The organism is Chitinophaga sp. 01L420, from assembly GCF_056399985.1.
This window is the reverse complement of record NZ_JBFTSK010000005.1, coordinates 25746-43590: the sequence shown is the minus strand read 5'-3', so window position 1 is coordinate 43590 and position 17845 is coordinate 25746. Positions and strand designations below refer to the sequence as shown.

Here is a 17845-nt window from a genome sequence, read left to right as displayed (position 1 = left end):
GTTAATTGTTAATTGTAAATTTCAAATTGTTAATGTCTTTAACAAACGAACGCATACAGCAACGCCTGACGGAGAAGTTTGGAGATGTGCTTACCGGCTTTGAAGAGCCGTTTGGCCTGCTTACCCTCACCGCACAGAAAGATTATAACCTGAAAGTAATGCAATTCCTGTTTGACGATGAGGAATTGCGTTTTCGTTTTTTAACGGATATCACTGCGGTGCATTATCCTGATAGAAAAAATGAAGAGCTGGCAGTAGTATATCATCTGCATAACCTGCAGGATAATATCAGGCTCCGTCTGAAAGTATTCGCACCAGTAGCCCAACCGGATGTGTTTACAGCTACCAAGCTGTATGAATCCGCCAACTGGATGGAGCGCGAAACTTATGATTTTTACGGGGTTAACTTTGTAGGACATCCCAACCTGATACGCGTACTGAATGTGGATGAAATGACCTATTTCCCGATGAGAAAGGAATTTCCGCTGGAAGACTCCATGCGTATTGATAAAGATGATGAGATGTTTGGAAGAGGGGGAAATCTTTAATACAACCAGGTTATGTTAGATCAGAAACAACATATAAAACTGCCGGAAGGCTCTATAGAAAAAGATACGCAGACGCTTAACCTGGGTCCTACTCACCCGGCTACGCATGGCGTATTTCAGAATATTCTGGAAATCGATGGCGAACGTATTGTGAGCGCTGTTTCTACCGTAGGGTATATTCACCGTGCTTTTGAGAAGATCGCAGAACGCCGTCCCTATTACCAGATTACACCACTGACAGATCGTCTTAACTATTGCTCTGCCCCTATCAATAATATGGGTTGGATACTCACCGTAGAAAAGCTCCTGGGCCTGGAAATGCCTAAAAGAGTGGATTACCTGCGTGTGATCATCATGGAGCTGGCGCGTATTGCGGATCACCTGATCTGTAGCTCCGTAATGGGAGTAGATACCGGCGCATTAACCGGTTTCGTTTACGTGATGACCTATCGTGAACTCATATACGAAATATATGAGGAAATATGCGGCTCCCGACTGACTACCAATATTGGTCGTATCGGTGGTTTTGAAAGAAATTTCACGCCAGCTGCTTTTGCTAAAATCGAGCGTTTCCTCAAAGAGTATCCTGCTGTACTGAAAGAATTTGAAACCCTGCTTACCCGTAACCGTATCTTCATGGAACGTACACAGGGTGTAGGTGGTATCAGTGCGGAAAGAGCGCTCAGCTACGGTTTCACAGGTCCCAACCTGCGTGCAGCCGGTGTGGATTACGATGTACGTGTAGCAAATCCTTACAGCTCTTACCAGGATTTTGATTTCTCTGTACCTGTTGGTACTACCGGTGATAGCTATGATCGCTTCCTGGTACGTAACGCAGAAATGTGGGAAAGTCTCAGCATTATCCGTCAGGCGATGGATAAACTGAAAACACTGCCGGATGATGTATATCACGCAGATGTTCCTGCCTACTACCTGCCTGAGAAACAGGATGTATATACAAAAATGGAAGCACTCATCTATCACTTTAAAATAGTGATGGGAGAAGCAGATATGTTACCAGGTGAAGTATATAACGCTGTAGAAGGCGCTAATGGCGAACTTGGTTTTTACCTGATCAGTGATGGTGGCCGTAGTCCTTACAGACTGCATTTCCGCCGTCCCTGCTTTATCTATTACCAGGCTTACGCTGAACTGGTACAGGGTGGTATGTTGAGCGATGCGATCGTGTGTATGAGTAGCCTGAACCTGATTGCAGGTGAGCTGGATGCGTAAGAATATTTTGAAGATTAAAGCTGATTAAAATAATGGCTGTGGTTCAATTTTCGGAAGAGAAACTGAATAAAGTAAAAGAAATCATTGCGCGCTACCCGGAAGGGAAGCAGAAAAGTGCATTGATACCGGTGCTGCACCTGGCTCAGGAAGCATTTGGCGGATGGTTAAGTGCAGAAACAATGGACTACGTTGCAACATTACTGCAACTGGAATCAATTGAAGTATATGAAGTAGCTACTTTCTATAGCATGTTTAACCTGAAGCCGGTTGGTACCTATCTTTTTGAGGTATGCCAGACAGGTCCCTGTATGGTAAGTGGTTCCGATCAGATCATTGATTACATTAAAAGTAAACTGGGGATCGGTGTAGGCGAAACTACGGCAGACGGGTTATTTACCCTTAAAACCGTAGAATGTCTTGGTGCCTGCGGATATGCGCCCATGATGCAATTGGGTAAACATTACCGTGAACACCTGACGCCGGCTAAAGTAGATGAAATTATCACAGAATGCAGATCTAAAGCAAACGCAAACTGATGCATCCGAAACATACCATATCCATACGTTTCAAGGAAATGTATCAGCGCCACAGACTACAATTCGTAGAAGCTCTTTTGCTGGTGGGATTACTCACCGCATTATGGCGGATAGATAACTGGTTTGTTTCCTTTATTTGTGGTGTTAGCGCGGGCCTGTTGTTTTACAGACTGGCAGATCGCATTTCCCAACACGGCATACGTAAGGCATAAAAGATATACACAAAAATCTGTTGATGGGGCCGGGTTTACCGGAACCATTACACCATAAGGAAGAAAATGGGACGCAAATTACTGTTAGATAAAGCACATATAGAAGGCATCCGGTATTATGATACCTACCGGAGCAACGGCGGTTATGCTGCAGCTGAAAAGGCGCTGAAAACGCTGGGACCGGAAGGCGTACTGGAAGAAGTGAAAAAGAGTGGCCTCAGAGGCCGCGGTGGCGCAGGGTTTCCTACCGGCTTGAAGTGGAGTTTCATCGCCAAACCAGAAGGTGTTCCCCGTTACCTCGTTTGTAACGCGGATGAATCAGAGCCGGGTACGTTCAAAGACCGTTACCTGATGGAATTCTTACCCCACCTCCTCATTGAAGGGTTACTCATCTCCAGCTTTGCCCTCGGCGCTAACAGTTGCTACATCTATATCCGCGGTGAATATGCCTGGATTCCGGACATCCTGGAACAGGCCATTGCAGAAGCTAAAAATAAAGGCTGGCTAGGTAAAAATATCCATGGAACCGGTTTCGACCTGGAAATATATGTACAACGCGGTGCGGGTGCTTATATCTGTGGTGAAGAAACGGCCCTGATAGAATCTCTCGAAGGAAAACGCGGTAACCCACGTATCAAGCCACCATTCCCGGCAGTAAAAGGATTATGGCAATCCCCTACTGTTGTTAATAACGTAGAAACACTCGCAGCTGTAGTGCCTATCATCAATATCGGCGGCGATGAATATATTAAATACGGCACCGGCAAATCTACCGGTACCAAACTGATCTCTGCCTGCGGTAATATCAACAAACCCGGTGTGTACGAGATAGAAATGAATATCTCCGTAGAAGAATTTATTTACTCCGAAGAATACTGCGGTGGTATCAAAAATAATAAACGCCTGAAAGCCTGTATCCCCGGCGGATCTTCCGTTCCGGTGTTACCAGCTAACCTGCTGCTGAAAACAGCGAAAGGCGAAACCCGTATGATGACCTATGAAAGTCTCGCTGATGGCGGATTTGCAACAGGCTCCATGCTGGGTTCCGGTGGTTTCATTGTAATGGATGAAGACCAGTGTATTGTACGCAATACCCTCACCTTTGCCCGTTTCTATCACCACGAAAGCTGCGGTCAGTGCAGCCCTTGCCGCGAAGGTACCGGTTGGATGAAGAAAGTACTGCAGAACATTGAGAATGGTAAAGGCAAAATGAGTGATATCGATTTGCTGTGGGATATTCAACGCAAAATAGAAGGAAATACGATCTGCCCGCTCGGTGATGCTGCTGCATGGCCGGTAGCAGCAGCTATACGCCACTTCCGCGATGAATTCGAATGGCATGTGGCTAATCCTCAGGAATCACAGACCCGCAATTTTGGTCTGGCACATTATGCAGATCCATTGCCATTGCCTACACCAGCGGCTGTATAACGGGCATGCATATACTGAAATAAGGAATCAATATATAAATAAACGTTGCTCCCCGGGAGCACAAAAGATATTAAGATGGCGGAGGAAATAAAATTATTTAAGGTTAAAATCGATAACATCTCTGTAGAGGTGGAACCCGGTACAACCATACTGAACGCGGCGAGGAAGATAGGAGGAGAAATAGTGCCGCCGGCCATGTGTTACTACTCCAAGCTGCAGGGTAGCGGTGGTAAATGCCGTACCTGCCTGGTGAAAGTATCCAAAGGTTCAGATGCCGATCCACGCCCTATGCCTAAACTGGTGGCCAGCTGCCGTACTACTGTAATGGATGGTATGGAAGTGGCCAACATCACTTCTCCGGAAGTACTGGACGCACGTAAGGGGGTAGTGGAATTCCTGTTGCTCAATCACCCGCTGGATTGCCCGGTATGTGATCAGGCAGGAGAATGTCACTTGCAGGATCTGAGCTACGAACACGGAGCAGACAGTACCCGCTACGAATTCAAACGCAGAACTTTTGATAAAGTAGATCTCGGCGATCATATCAAATTACATATGACACGTTGCATCCTTTGCTACCGTTGTGTGTATACCGCTGATCAGCTCACCGAAAAACGTGAACATGGTATTCTGGGCCGCGGAGATGCTTCTGAAATCAGCACTTATATCTCCCAGTCACTGGATAATGACTTCATCGGTAATGTGATAGATGTTTGCCCGGTAGGTGCTTTAACAGATCAGACTTTCCGCTTCAAAAACCGTGTATGGTTCCTGAAACCTGTAGATGCACACCGTAATTGCGAAAATCCTAAATGCTGCGGTAAAACAGTATTGTGGATGCGTGGCGACGAAGTATTCCGTGTAACTGCCCGCAAGGATAAATACGGAGAAGTGGAAGCATTTATCTGTGATACCTGCCGCTTTGATAAAAAAGAAGCAAAAGACTGGATCATCGAAGGTCCACGCAAAATAGAACGTAACAGCGTTATTTCTCAGGGTCATTACGTGAACACCGTAAAACCTAAAGATCCGCTGGTGGAAGTATTGGACGGCAGACAACCTAAGCTGCTGTTTAATATTCACTCTGAAAGCCAGGTAAACAGACCGGATGTGGATCTCTCGCAGATCCAGGGCCCGGCTCACTCTGATGATTTTAAGAAGTAACAATCGTAATTACGTGTAAGTATGACCTTATTAAGCATAGATTGGTTTTTTATAATTGAAAAAGTACTCCTGATATCAGTGGTACTGGTACTTTCATTGGTAGTGGCCATGTATTCTACCTGGGGTGAAAGAAAAGTGGCAGCATGGATACAGGATCGTATTGGTCCTAACCGTGCCGGTTTTATGGGATTGCTGCAGCCGCTGGCAGATGGTGGTAAACTCTTCTTCAAGGAAGAGATTATTCCTTCCAACTCCAACCGCTTCCTCTTTATTCTCGGTCCGTCTATTGCCATGTTAGTAGCCTGTATGACCAGTGCTGTGATCCCCTGGGGAGATAGCCTGGTAATTGCTGGTCGCACTGTTTCCTTACAGGTGGCAGATGTAAACATCGGTATCCTCTTCATTTTCGGTACCGTGAGCATGGGCGTATATGGTATCATGATAGGTGGCTGGGCTTCCAATAACAAGTTTTCCCTGCTGGCTTCTGTACGTGCTGCTTCCCAGATCATTTCCTACGAGCTGCCTATGGGCCTGGCTTTGATAGCCCTGCTGATGCTGACAGGCTCTCTGAGCTTAAAAGACATCGTAGAGCAACAACGCCACAGCTTATGGAATGTATGTTATCAGCCACTGGGTTTTTTCATCTTCCTGGTATGTGCTTTTGCAGAAACTAACCGTGCACCATTTGACTTACCGGAAGCAGAGAATGAATTGAATGGTGGTTATCACCTGGAATATTCTTCCATGAAACTGGGTTTCTTCCTGTTCGCAGAATATATCAATATGTTCGTCAGTTCCGCACTGATTGCTACCATGTATTTCGGTGGTTATGCTTTCCCGTATATGGATAACCTGGGACTGGATGGTAACCTGTTGACTATTCTCGGATTCCTGGCACTGTTTATTAAAACATTGTGCTTCATATTTTTCTTTATGTGGGTACGGTGGACGGTTCCGAGATTCCGTTACGATCAGCTGATGCGTTTGGGCTGGAAAATAATGATTCCATTGGCATTGGTGAATATGCTGATCACAGGAGCGTTAATACTGGCACGTCAACATTAATATCATCTAATTAAATACACACGGATCGTGTGGATTAAATAAAGCATTCATTATGCAAGCATTAACAAACAGGGCAAAAGCAGTAGATCGCCGGCCGATGACCTTCGCAGAGAAGTTGTACATCCCTGCTATTGCAAAGGGCATGGGTATTACTTTCAAGCATCTTTTTCAACGTAAGGCGACGGTTAGTTTTCCTGAGAAAAAACGTGATTTTAGCCCGGTATTCCGTGGTTTACATGTACTGAACCGGGATGAAGAAGGACGTGAAAGATGCACTGCCTGCGGATTGTGCGCCGTAGCTTGTCCTGCTGAAGCCATTACCATGGAAGCAGCAGAAAGGAAAGAGGGAGAAGAAAACCTGTACAGGGAAGAAAAATATGCTGCAAAATATGAAATCAATATGCTGCGTTGTATTTTCTGTGGTTTTTGTGAAGAAGCTTGTCCTAAAGATGCAGTATATATGTCTGAAACATTTGCTCCGGCAAATTATCAGCGTAAAGGTTTCATCTATGGAAAAGATGATTTGCTGATTCCTCATCCGAAAGAGAACAAATAATATTATTCACAGCGCACATTTAGCTAAAAATACAATAGTCAAACATAGCAGAGATGGGAATGAGTATACAACAAATAGTTTTCATAGTGCTGTCGGTCATCGCGCTGGTTTCAGCGTTGGGCGTGGTATTGAGTAAAAATCCTGTGACGAGCGTGTTGTGCCTGATCGTAACATTCTTTACCATTGCCGGGCATTATATCATGATGAATGCCCAGTTCCTGGCAGTCGTGCATATCATTGTATATGCAGGAGCCATCATGGTATTGTTCCTTTACGTGATGATGCTGATGAATCTGAATGCTGAACTGGAGCCGCAGAAACGCAATTGGCTGAAATATGCAGGTGCCATCAGCGGTGGTGCTTTACTGGTAGTATTGGTAGCCGCCCTGCGCGATGCCAGCATGCCGGCACTGAGCCCACAGTCTACTGATATCGGATTGATCAAAAACCTGGGTATGCTCCTGTTCAAACAATATGTGGTACCATTCGAGGTGAGCAGCATCCTGTTCCTCAGCGCAATGGTAGGAGCGGTAGTGATTGGTAAAAAAGATTAGCAACATGCGGGTATACGGGCTTCTCCGTAACTCGTAATTCGTAATTCGTAATTTATTTTATGCCTGTTCAATATTACATATTCCTGAGTATCGCCTTGTTTTGCATAGGTGTGATGGGTGTACTGATGCGCAGAAATGCGATCATTATTTTTATGTGCATAGAGCTGATGCTGAATGCGGTAAACCTGTTGATGGTAGCATTTTCTAAAATGTGGGCAGACGCAGGCAGGGTAGATGCCGGATCGGCACAGCTGTTTGTATTCTTTATTATGGTGGTAGCGGCTGCGGAAGTAGCGGTAGGACTGGCTATAATTACTATGGTCTACAGAAACACACACTCAGTAGATATTAACATTCTTAACAGGCTGAAAAATTAATAATTCTGCTTTCTTAATTATTAAATTTTTCGACGTCGTAAATAGAATTGATAAATGATTAATCTAGTTTGGCTTGTACCATTTTTACCATTATTAGGTTTCCTGGTGAATGGATTGGGACGCAGATTTTTATCCAAGTCCCTGGTAGGATTTGTTGGAAGCGGCGCTGTACTGGCGTCCTTTGTGATTAGCTTATTAATATTCCTGGAAGTGAAAACTCCGGGATTTTCTGCACAGGTTGTCACCCTGTTTGATTTCATTTCTGTAGGTTCCCTGCATATTCCTTTCGCTTTCCAGGTAGATCAGCTGAGTGCCTTGTTCCTGCTGGTGATCACCGGCGTAGGTACCCTGATTCATATCTACTCTACTTCTTACATGCATGATGAAAGTGATGAAAGTTTCGCCAGGTATTTTGCCTATCTGAACCTCTTCATTTTTTCCATGCTGATCCTGGTGCTGGGCGCCAACTACGTAATGATGTTTATTGGTTGGGAAGGTGTCGGGCTTTGTTCTTACCTCCTGATCGGTTTCTGGTTTAAAAATACCAGCTATAATAACGCCGCCAAGAAAGCATTTGTGATGAACCGCATTGGTGATCTGGGTTTCCTGATAGCCATCTTCTTTATGATCACGCAGTTTGGAACAGTGACTTTTCCGGAAGTGTTTGCGAAAGCAGCTCCACTGGGCATGAACAACGGTATTATTACTGCTATTGCGATGCTGTTGTTTGTTGGTGCGATGGGTAAATCTGCACAGATTCCTTTGTATACCTGGTTACCGGATGCGATGGCGGGTCCAACGCCTGTATCTGCACTGATCCACGCGGCAACGATGGTTACTGCTGGTATTTACATGATTGCACGCAGCAACGTGATCTATACACTGGCGCCACATATCCAAACGGTGATTGCGATCATTGGTCTGGCTACGGCACTGTTTGCAGCATCTATTGCGTTAAAGCAAAACGACATTAAAAAAGTACTGGCTTATTCTACAGTAAGTCAGCTAGGTTATATGTTCCTGGCCCTCGGTGTGGGTGCGTATGGAGCGGCTGTGTTTCATGTAATGACACATGCCTTCTTCAAAGCACTGTTGTTCCTGGGCTCCGGTTCTGTTATTCACGCTATGGGTGGAGAACAGGATATCCGGAAAATGGGCGGCCTGAAAAAATTCATGCCTACTACCGCCTGGACATTCCTCGTGGGCTGTCTGGCAATTGCAGGTATCCCTGGTTTCTCCGGTTTCTTTTCGAAAGATGAGATCCTCGCACAGGCGTATGCCAATAACCCGGTATTATATGTACTGGGCCTCGTTGGCGCGCTGATGACAGCTTTCTACATGTTCCGCTTATATTATATTACTTTCTCCGGTAAGTTCCGCGGTACACACGACCAGGAACATCACCTGCATGAAAGTCCTTCTGCTATGACCATTCCATTGGTGATACTGGCAGTGCTTTCTATCGTGGGCGGTTATATCGGTTTACCAGAAGTATTTGGGACGAAGAACTGGCTGGCAGAATACCTGGAACCGGTTTTTGCACCTTCAGCTCCTTTTGCAGTAGCACATCACCTGTCACATGGTACAGAATGGTTATTGATGGGTGTGAGCAGTGCACTAGTAATTGTATTCATCCTGTTTGCACATCAGAAATTTGCAAACTATGAAGACGCAGGTACGGAAAGTACCGGTTTTGCAAAAGTGCTCGAAAACAAATGGTATATAGACGAACTGTATGATACTATCATCGTTAAACCGCTCTATGAACTGGGCCGTTTCTTCCGCGATACAGTGGAAAAAGCTGGTATAGACAGGTTGGTGAACGGTGTAGGCCGTGGTGTACAGCTGGGTGGACAACGTATCCGCCTGTTACAGAACGGACAGGTAGGATTTTACATCTTTGCCATGGTGATCGGTATGATCGTATTATTTGTGATCGGATTCTTATTATAAACCAATAGCAGAAGTTACAAGCGCAGATAAATTATGTTGACAGTTTTATTAATATTGATTCCTTTCATAGCAGGCCTTATCGCATTTGGTCTGAAGGGGTCCGGGCCAAAGGTACTGGGCATGATTTCATCGCTGGCAACAGTGGTGATCGCAATAGGAACCTGGTGTACCTTTCGCACTGCTCCTGACAGTCTGAACTTTGTTGCCAACTGGATTCCGCAGCTGGGAAGTCAATTCCGGGTAGGGTTAGATGGAATGGGTGTGATGCTTTGCTTATTGACAGCGATTGCTTCTCTGCTTGTTTTCATCACCATTTATAACCGCAACTACGAAAAACCTAACAGTTTTTATGGTTTGATGTTATTATCGCAGGCCGGCTTAACCGGTGTATTCACCGCTTTTGATGCCCTACAGTTTTATATATTCTGGGAACTCGCACTGATACCTGTTTATTTCCTCTGCTCTTTATGGGGAGGAGAAAAACGTATAGCCGTTACATTTAAATTCTTTGTATACACTTTCCTCGGGTCCCTGTTAATGCTGGTAGGTATTATCTACCTGTATTCTTTGACGCCTGATCATTCTTTCAGCTGGGCTTCCTTTAGTCATTTACAGGTGAATCCGGAGGATCAGAAATGGTTGTTCTGGCTCTTTTTTGTGGCATTTGCCATCAAAATGCCCATCTTCCCTTTCCATACCTGGCAGCCGGATACTTACGAGCAATCGCCTACACCTGTTACTATGATCCTTTCCGGTGTAATGGTGAAAATGGGGTTATTTGGTGTGATCCGCTGGTTATTACCGGTAATTCCACAAGGTGCTGCGATGTGGTCTGATGTAGTGATTGTATTATGTATCATTGGTATCATCTATGCTTCCTGCATTGCGATGGTGCAGAATGACCTGAAACGTTTGATTGCCTATTCTTCCATTGCCCACATCGGTTTAATGTGTGCGGCTATTTTTGCTAATACTGAACAAAGTCTGCAAGGTGTAATGGTGCAGATGTTTAACCACGGTATCAATATCATTGGTTTGTGGATCATTGTAGAAGTGATACAGCAGCGTTTGGGGGTTAAGAATATGGACCAGCTGGGCGGAATGGCACAGAAAGCTCCGCGCATGGCTATCTTCTTCGTTATCATCAGTCTGGCTAACATCGGATTACCGCTTACCAATGGTTTCATCGGTGAGTTCCTGATGTTCAGCGGATTGTTCCAATATAATCACTGGTTCATGGCATTTGCCGGATTAGGTATTATCCTCGCTGCTGTTTATACCCTGGGTATGATACAGAAGGTAATATTCGGTCAGAGCAATGACTTAACCGAAACTACTACAGATTTACAGCCTGGTGAAACCCTTGCTTTGAGTCTGGTTGTGATCATGATCATAGTGCTGGGTGTTTATCCCAAACCCATGCTGGATTTGGTGAGCAGCACCACGGAAGTGGTAAATCAATTATTCTGATATTTAGTGGTTACTAAATAACAGGTGGAAAAATTTGTAACGGGGTTTTGTAACGCAAAAATATGAATGCACTAATTTCTACTGCTTTATCGGGCGTTGTACTGATGTTTGTTGGTTTATTTGTACGCAATAAGCAGCATATTAAATTTTTTGCCATCGCGGCCATCATAATAGCATTTATTGCTAACCTGGCACAGTATCCGTCTGTGGAGCTTGGCGGATATGTAATGTATGGCATGATTGAAGTGACCAAATTTGGTGTGATATTCAATGCGGTAGCATTGGGAGCCACTTTGTTATATTTCCTGTTATCAGGTAGTGAGTTTGAAAAAGTAGGAGAACATGTGGGTGATTATTTTGCCCTGATTTTCTTCATCCTGGCGGGTATTACGCTGGCTGCCTCTTTCAGCAACCTGCTCATGTTATTCCTGGCGATTGAAATCATGTCTATCCCACAGTATATACTGGCAGGGGCAGATAAGAAAAGCCTGAAAGGCAATGAAGCATCCCTGAAATATTTCCTGATGGGAGCTTTCTCTACCGGTATCCTGCTCATGGGTATTACCCTGATTTATGGTGCAGCCGGTACGTTTGATGTAGCTGCTTTAGGTTTAGGCGCTGAAAGCGTTCATCCGTTAGCGTTATGCGGTATCATTCTCATTGTGTTTGCTTTGTCCTTTAAAGTATCTGCGGTGCCGTTTCACTTCTGGACACCGGATGTATATGATGGTTCACCTACTGTGTTTACTGCTTTCATGTCTACCGTAGTAAAAGCCGGTGGTTTTGTGGCTTTCCTGCGGATGTTCCATACCAGCTTCGCCGGTGGTGCCATCAGCGAACACTGGACACTGATACTGTCTATTATTACTGCAGCCACCCTGGTACTTGGTAACTTCAGTGCCGTGTTTCAGCAAAGTGTTAAACGTATGCTGGCATATTCCAGTATTGCACAAGCGGGTTTTATGCTCTTTGCAATAGTGGCGATGAACAATATGGGTACACAGGGTATTATCCTTTATTCAGCGGCCTACAGCATTGCCACCATTGGTGTGTTTGCTGTGCTGATGAAACTGAAGGATTATACTTTCGAAGGATTCAACGGACTGGCACGTAAGCAGCCTTTACTGGCGGCAGCAGTAGCCGTGTTCCTGTTTTCACTGGCAGGTATCCCTGTTACAGCTGGTTTCTTTGCGAAATACTTTGTACTGTCTGCTGCTATCCAGCATGGTCACTTACTGTGGCTGGTGATACTGGCGGTACTCTGCGCAGCTATCAGTGTGTACTACTATTTCCGCGTGATCATTGCCATGTATTTTAAAACAGGCGAACCGGAGGTGGAAAATATCTCCGGTGGTTTTAAAGCTGGCCTGATCCTGACTATTGCGCTGGTATTGGTATTAGGACTGTTCCCGAATCTGTTATTATGCTGGTTGTAAACAACTGACAGCTAATCGTATAAAAGAGAAAGACCGAAGTATTACTTCGGTCTTTCTCTTTTATACGATTAGCCGTTCATCCCAAAAGGAATGGATTTAATAGCTATATTACATTAACTTTATAGGTAACCCGTCATTATGCAATCAAGAGATATTTTTTCACTGGCATATCGTTCTGTAACTGGCAATAAATTGCGCACAGGCCTTACTGTGGCTATTATCGCATTAGGTATTACAGTACTGGTAGGTATTCTTACTGCGATAGACAGCATGAAGAGCAGTATCTACAGCAGCTTTGCCAGTATGGGCGCCAACAGTTTTTCTATCCGTAACCGGGGGATGCAGGTGCATATGGGAGATGATGATAATAAAGCATCCAAAGGCAACAAGAATATTAAGAAAGTAAAGAAATCCAATAGTAATAAAATTATCACCTACCAGGAAGCGATTGCTTTCCGTGATCGTTATGATTTTCCGGCCACGGTTAGTGTTTCTTTCCAGGCTAGCGGGATTGCTACAGTATATAAGGATGAGAAGAAAACGAATCCTAATGTACAGGTAATAGGGGGAGATGAACACTACCTGAAGATTTCCAATTATGAGATTTCACAGGGCAGGGACTTTAATACGCTGGATGTGCAGTCCGGCAGAAATGTAGCGATACTGGGCAATGATGTAGCACAGAAAGTGTTTGGAAAGGAGCTGAAAAATGTGGTGAACAGCACTATTCGCGTGGGAGATATCCGTTACCGGGTAATTGGGGTGCTGGCTACCAAAGGGAGCAGTAAAATGATGAGCGCGGATAATGTGGTGATTACAACGGTTAATAACACACGAAGAGTCTTCAACCGCCCCGGTGCCAGTTACCAGATTGGGGTGAACGTCAATGACATCAAGCAGATGGATGCTGCACAGGGAGAGGCTACCGGGCTTTTCCGCGTTATCCGTGGGCTGGCTATAAATGAAGAAGATAATTTTGATATTAGTAAAAGCGATAGTATAGCGGAAATGTTGTTCGCCAGTTTGAGCAAGGTGAATTTGTTTGCTATTGTGATTGCGTTTATTACCCTTTTCGGTTCGGCTATTGGCCTGATGAACATCATGCTGGTATCTGTGGCAGAGCGTACCCGCGAAATAGGTGTAACCAAAGCCCTGGGCGCTACCAGTCACGTTGTGCGTACCCAGTTCCTGTTTGAAGCCATTATTATCAGTGTAATGGGTGGTGTGATAGGTGTAATTATGGGTATGTTATTAGGAAATATAGTGTCTGTTTTACTGAAATCATCTTTTATAATACCCTGGTTATGGATTTTAATAGGCGTAACTATATGCGCCGCAGTGGGATTGGTTTCCGGCCTTTATCCCGCTTATAAAGCCTCTAAATTAGATCCTATCATTGCCTTGAGATACGAATAATATTTTATTATCTTGTTGTTTTCCATGTTCATGTAAAACAGTAAGCCATATGCCCTTATTAATCGTTATTGCTGCTATTATTTTACTGGTCATACTGGTAACCTGGCTGCGCTTAAATACTTTCCTTTCTTTCCTGATAGTGTCTTTGCTGATGGGGCTGGCGTTGCATATGAATGTAACGGACATTACCCAATCTATTCAAACGGGGATAGGTAAAACGCTTGGCTCACTGATTGTGGTCATTGTTTTTGGCAGTATGTTAGGCAAGCTGGTAGCGGAAAGCGGGGCAGGGCAGAAGATTGCAGGTGGCTTAATGAACCTGTTCGGACCAAAATATGTGCAATGGTCACTGATGCTCACCGGCTTTATTGTGGGTATTCCCTTGTTTTATAATATTGGATTTGTGTTGATGGTGCCGCTAATTTTTACAGTGGCAGCACGTACCAAATTGCCGGTGGTATACCTGGGTATTCCTATGCTGGCCTCTTTATCTGTTACCCATGGTTATTTACCACCGCATCCTTCACCGACTGCGCTGGTACAGCAGTTTCACGCTAATATGGGGATGACGCTGGTATTTGGTATTATGGTGGCGATACCTGCTATTATATTGGCAGGGCCGGTATTTTCCCGCTTTCTTAAGCATTACACGAATCCTCCGGGAAAAATGTTTGTGGGTGCTCCCATTCCGGAAGAGCAGTTACCTGGTATGTTTACCAGTCTCTTTGCCGCATTGTTACCTGTATTTTTACTGGCAGTAACAGCGCTGGTGAAAGTATTTGCCAGGGAAGATGATATCATTTATCACATAGCCAGTTGGCTGGGAGAGCCATTGATTGTGATGTTACTGGCGGTATTAAACGGCATGTATTTATTAGGATTGGGGAGAGGAATGCCGGCAAAAAAAGTAATGAGTATTATGGATGAAGCGGTAAGAGATGTAGCCGTTATTATTCTTGTAATAGGTGGTTCCGGTGCGCTTACACAATTATTGCATGATAGCAAGGTAAGCAGTTATATTGCGGATACCTTACAGAACATGCACCTGCATCCGCTGTTACTGGCCTGGGGTATTGCAGCTATTATACGGGTATGTATTGGATCTGCGACGGTAGCAGGATTAACTACTGCTGGTATTGTAGCGCCTATGGTAGCGGCTTCTGGTGTAAATCCTAGTCTCATGGTGCTGGCTACCGGAGCAGGCAGCCTGATGTTTTCACATGTAAATGATGCAGGTTTCTGGATGTTCAAGGAATACTTTAACTTGTCAGTGAAGGATACCATCAAAACATGGTCAGTGATGGAAACGATTGTTTCTGTAACAGGGTTAATCGGTTGTTTGCTGTTAAGTTTGGTGGTATAACGAAGATGTATATACGTAATTATATTCCTTTAGTCTGCGTACAGGGAAACGATAAAAATAAATTGGAATAAATTTTTTTTCATGGAATGGTATCAGCTTACAAATGCCGCGCAAGTTGACTCTCCGGCTGTTGTTGTTTATAAAGATAGGGTAGCAGAGAATATTGCGTTGCTAAAAACGATGATCGATGATGTACAACGGTTACGCCCACACGTAAAAACAAGTAAAATTGCGGAAGTGGCGCAACTGATGCAGGAAGCGGGCATACAGCGTTTTAAATGTGCCACTATAGCAGAAGCAGAAATGCTGGGAATGGTAAATGCAGCGGATGTATTACTGGCTTATCAGCCGGTAGGGCCAAAGATTGTACGTTTGCTGGAACTGGTACAGAAATATCCTCAAACATCTTTTTCGTGTATTACGGATAATCCGGATGCAGCACTGGCGATCAGCGGGATATTTGCTGCACAGGGACGCCGTTTGCCGGTATACATGGATTTGAATATAGGAATGAACCGCACTGGTATCAAACCTGCAGCAGCAGCACTGGAACTATATAAATACCTGCATACTTTACCGGGAATAACGCCGGTAGGACTACACGCTTATGATGGCCATATTCATGATACGGATATGGATGTACGAAAAGAGAAATGCGATGCTTCCTATGCACCTGTAGCTGTGCTGGCAGAGCAAATCGTTGCCGGTGGCTTTCCGCAGCCGGTTATTATTGCCGGAGGCAGTCCTACTTTTCCGGTGTATGCAAAAAGAAAAGATATTCAATGCAGCCCTGGTACTTTTATTTTCTGGGATTGGGGATATGGCAGAAACTTGCCGGAGCAGGCATTTAAATGGGCGGCGCTGGTGATCAGCCGGGTAATTTCTGTCATCGATGAAACGCATATTTGCCTGGACCTGGGGCATAAATCCGTGGCGGCTGAAAGCCCGCAGCCAAGGGTATATTTCCTCAATGCACCGGCAGCAGAACCAGTATCACAAAGTGAGGAACACTTGATACTCAAAGTCACAGATACTGCATTATATCCGGTAGGCACTGTGTTTTATGGTGTACCACTGCATATTTGTCCTACGGTAGCTTTATACGAAAAGGCCTATGTGGCGGAAGGAAATACGGTTACAGCCAACTGGAGGATTGTAGCCCGCGACAGACAGATTATTGTTTAAGAAGCGAAAAGCAAAAAGCAAAAAGTTATTGAAGCGAATGATTAGAGCGGAACAATATCCACTTTATTCATTCGCTTCAATAACTTTTTTTTGCTTTATGCCTTTTGCTTTTCGCTTTTCGCTCAGTAGTACAAGTTTGACAAAACATTTGTTTCATCATATGACTTTGGTTTCAAACCAAGGTACTCTGTGTACTGGGTGAGCGTAAGCAATGGTTTTAATTTTGATTGCAGGCCATTTTGCATACTGTTCATCTTGGTAGTATATGCTTTCAGATTACTTTGTTGCAACGGTTGAATAGCTATTTTTTGTTTTAAATAGCCTGTTACAATATTGAGTAATTTCGGCTTTTGTACGGCCGTTAGCTGCAGCGATTTATCCAGCTTACTTACAATGGAACTGGCCGTGCCATCTACATTCATCGTAGGTACCTGAAGCAGCGTATTGACGGGTATATTCGTAGCAAATGCTGTATAGGAAAAGGTGAATGCAAACAATAATCCAGAGGTGATCAGTTTTTTCATGTATGGCGTGGATTTGATTTTGGTGATTGCTATTTAAATATACTAAATAGTCTTTATTGCATCACCATTTTTACGTATTGTATTTGCGTGTTTCCTTCTTCATCGATGGTAATATATTCGGACAGTATTGTTTTGTTATTAATCCATTGGACCATACCCGGACCCCAGTCAGTCAGGCTCACTTCTCCCACAGGTTTGATATCATTATTATTCACGGAAAACAATTGAAATCCATTTGGATCAAAGGCAGCCACGAGGTCCATAGAGGAGGTGATGAGATATTTTTTGTCGGGCGAAATTGCAGGAGCAGACCAGGTCATCATGGAGTCTCCGTTTAAGGCATTCACCAGTTCAAAAGCACTGCCTTCATAATAAGTAACAAAAAATCCTTTTCTTTTAATAACGGGATAATTGGCGGCATAGGTGTATCCGATATAGTCTTCTCCCTCGCTGCTATTGTTGGCCATCACTCTTTGCTTGCCATTTTGCAGTTGAATGGTGAGCCGGGTACCTTCCCGTTTTACGAGGGTATCTTTTGCCAGCACATCTGTTTCGTTGGAATCTACAGGAGGGAGGGGATATTTGTCAAAATCTTTTTTCTCAATAAAGTAGACAAAAAATGTTTTACTCCCCATCTGAAGGGTATCATCAGGGATATTATGAATGGCTGGCGGTGTAGAGTCGTTGGCTGCGGTAGTAGTGTTGCCTGCCTGTTTATTTTTGCAGCCAACTACCAGTATAGTGGCAGCACATAGCAGGAACCATAACTTATTCATCATCTTTTGTCGCATTTAAGTGTACAAATGTAAGTATTTAGACCTT

General features: G+C 44.3%; 18 protein-coding genes. 16 read left to right on the top strand and 2 right to left on the bottom strand.

The genetic code is table 11. The features are described from left to right. Positions 1-32 precede the first annotated feature (32 nt). From AC1DP6_RS06600 to AC1DP6_RS06525, 16 genes are all read left to right on the top strand, one after another. Entirely contained in the window at positions 33-548 is a 516-nt protein-coding gene (locus AC1DP6_RS06600) for an NADH-quinone oxidoreductase subunit C (RefSeq protein WP_477054111.1), read from the top strand. Positions 549-560: 12 nt separating this feature from the next. Then, positions 561-1781, top strand: coding sequence for an NADH-quinone oxidoreductase subunit D (locus AC1DP6_RS06595; RefSeq protein WP_441573590.1), 1221 nt, complete (start codon positions 561-563; stop codon positions 1779-1781). Positions 1782-1813: 32 nt separating this feature from the next. After that, positions 1814-2317, top strand: coding sequence for an NADH-quinone oxidoreductase subunit NuoE family protein (locus tag AC1DP6_RS06590; protein ID WP_331957363.1), 504 nt, complete (start codon positions 1814-1816; stop codon positions 2315-2317). Next, on the top strand, positions 2317-2529 hold the full coding sequence (locus AC1DP6_RS06585; protein WP_477054110.1) for a hypothetical protein: 213 nt from the start codon (positions 2317-2319) through the stop codon (positions 2527-2529). Before AC1DP6_RS06590 ends, AC1DP6_RS06585 begins: the two co-directional genes overlap by 1 nt. Positions 2530-2595: 66 nt before the next feature. Then, positions 2596-3960 carry an NADH-quinone oxidoreductase subunit NuoF gene (nuoF, locus tag AC1DP6_RS06580; protein ID WP_477054109.1) on the top strand — a complete coding sequence of 455 codons (1365 nt, stop codon included), beginning with the start codon at positions 2596-2598 and terminating at the stop codon, positions 3958-3960. A gap of 75 nt (positions 3961-4035) precedes the next feature. Then, the gene (locus AC1DP6_RS06575; protein ID WP_441573594.1) at positions 4036-5124 is read left to right on the top strand and encodes an NADH-quinone oxidoreductase subunit G; all 1089 of its coding nucleotides are present in this window, start codon (positions 4036-4038) and stop codon (positions 5122-5124) included. Positions 5125-5145: 21 nt separating this feature from the next. Then, positions 5146-6189, top strand: coding sequence for an NADH-quinone oxidoreductase subunit NuoH (gene nuoH, locus AC1DP6_RS06570; RefSeq protein WP_477054108.1), 1044 nt, complete (start codon positions 5146-5148; stop codon positions 6187-6189). Between the two features lie 52 nt (positions 6190-6241). Then, the gene (nuoI, locus tag AC1DP6_RS06565) at positions 6242-6745 is read left to right on the top strand and encodes an NADH-quinone oxidoreductase subunit NuoI (RefSeq protein WP_441573596.1); all 504 of its coding nucleotides are present in this window, start codon (positions 6242-6244) and stop codon (positions 6743-6745) included. 59 nt (positions 6746-6804) lie between these two features. After that, a complete protein-coding gene (locus tag AC1DP6_RS06560) occupies positions 6805-7299 on the top strand; it encodes an NADH-quinone oxidoreductase subunit J (protein WP_133807222.1) in 495 nt (164 codons plus the stop codon). A gap of 59 nt (positions 7300-7358) precedes the next feature. Next, positions 7359-7676: an NADH-quinone oxidoreductase subunit NuoK gene (gene nuoK / locus AC1DP6_RS06555; protein WP_106527262.1), complete on the top strand. Its 318-nt coding sequence runs from the start codon at positions 7359-7361 to the stop codon at positions 7674-7676. Between the two features lie 54 nt (positions 7677-7730). Continuing rightward, positions 7731-9629, top strand: coding sequence for an NADH-quinone oxidoreductase subunit L (gene nuoL / locus AC1DP6_RS06550; RefSeq protein ID WP_477054107.1), 1899 nt, complete (start codon positions 7731-7733; stop codon positions 9627-9629). A gap of 33 nt (positions 9630-9662) precedes the next feature. Further along, positions 9663-11099: a complex I subunit 4 family protein gene (locus AC1DP6_RS06545; protein WP_441573599.1), complete on the top strand. Its 1437-nt coding sequence runs from the start codon at positions 9663-9665 to the stop codon at positions 11097-11099. Between the two features lie 62 nt (positions 11100-11161). Further along, the gene (locus AC1DP6_RS06540) at positions 11162-12535 is read left to right on the top strand and encodes an NADH-quinone oxidoreductase subunit N (RefSeq protein ID WP_477054106.1); all 1374 of its coding nucleotides are present in this window, start codon (positions 11162-11164) and stop codon (positions 12533-12535) included. A gap of 138 nt (positions 12536-12673) precedes the next feature. Next, positions 12674-13951: an ABC transporter permease gene (locus tag AC1DP6_RS06535; protein WP_477054105.1), complete on the top strand. Its 1278-nt coding sequence runs from the start codon at positions 12674-12676 to the stop codon at positions 13949-13951. Between the two features lie 49 nt (positions 13952-14000). Beyond that, the gene (locus AC1DP6_RS06530; protein ID WP_477054104.1) at positions 14001-15314 is read left to right on the top strand and encodes a gluconate:H+ symporter; all 1314 of its coding nucleotides are present in this window, start codon (positions 14001-14003) and stop codon (positions 15312-15314) included. Between the two features lie 81 nt (positions 15315-15395). Then, complete coding sequence (locus tag AC1DP6_RS06525) at positions 15396-16499, top strand: D-TA family PLP-dependent enzyme (protein ID WP_477054103.1); 1104 nt, start codon at positions 15396-15398, stop codon at positions 16497-16499. A gap of 122 nt (positions 16500-16621) precedes the next feature. Here the strand turns inward: AC1DP6_RS06525 and AC1DP6_RS06520 are convergent, their stop codons facing one another. Together AC1DP6_RS06520 and AC1DP6_RS06515 are read right to left on the bottom strand one after the other, a co-directional pair. Then, positions 16622-17023: a hypothetical protein gene (locus AC1DP6_RS06520; RefSeq protein ID WP_477054102.1), complete on the bottom strand. Its 402-nt coding sequence runs from the start codon at positions 17021-17023 to the stop codon at positions 16622-16624. A gap of 53 nt (positions 17024-17076) precedes the next feature. Continuing rightward, positions 17077-17802, bottom strand: coding sequence for a hypothetical protein (locus tag AC1DP6_RS06515; protein WP_477054101.1), 726 nt, complete (start codon positions 17800-17802; stop codon positions 17077-17079). Positions 17803-17845: the final 43 nt, after the last annotated feature.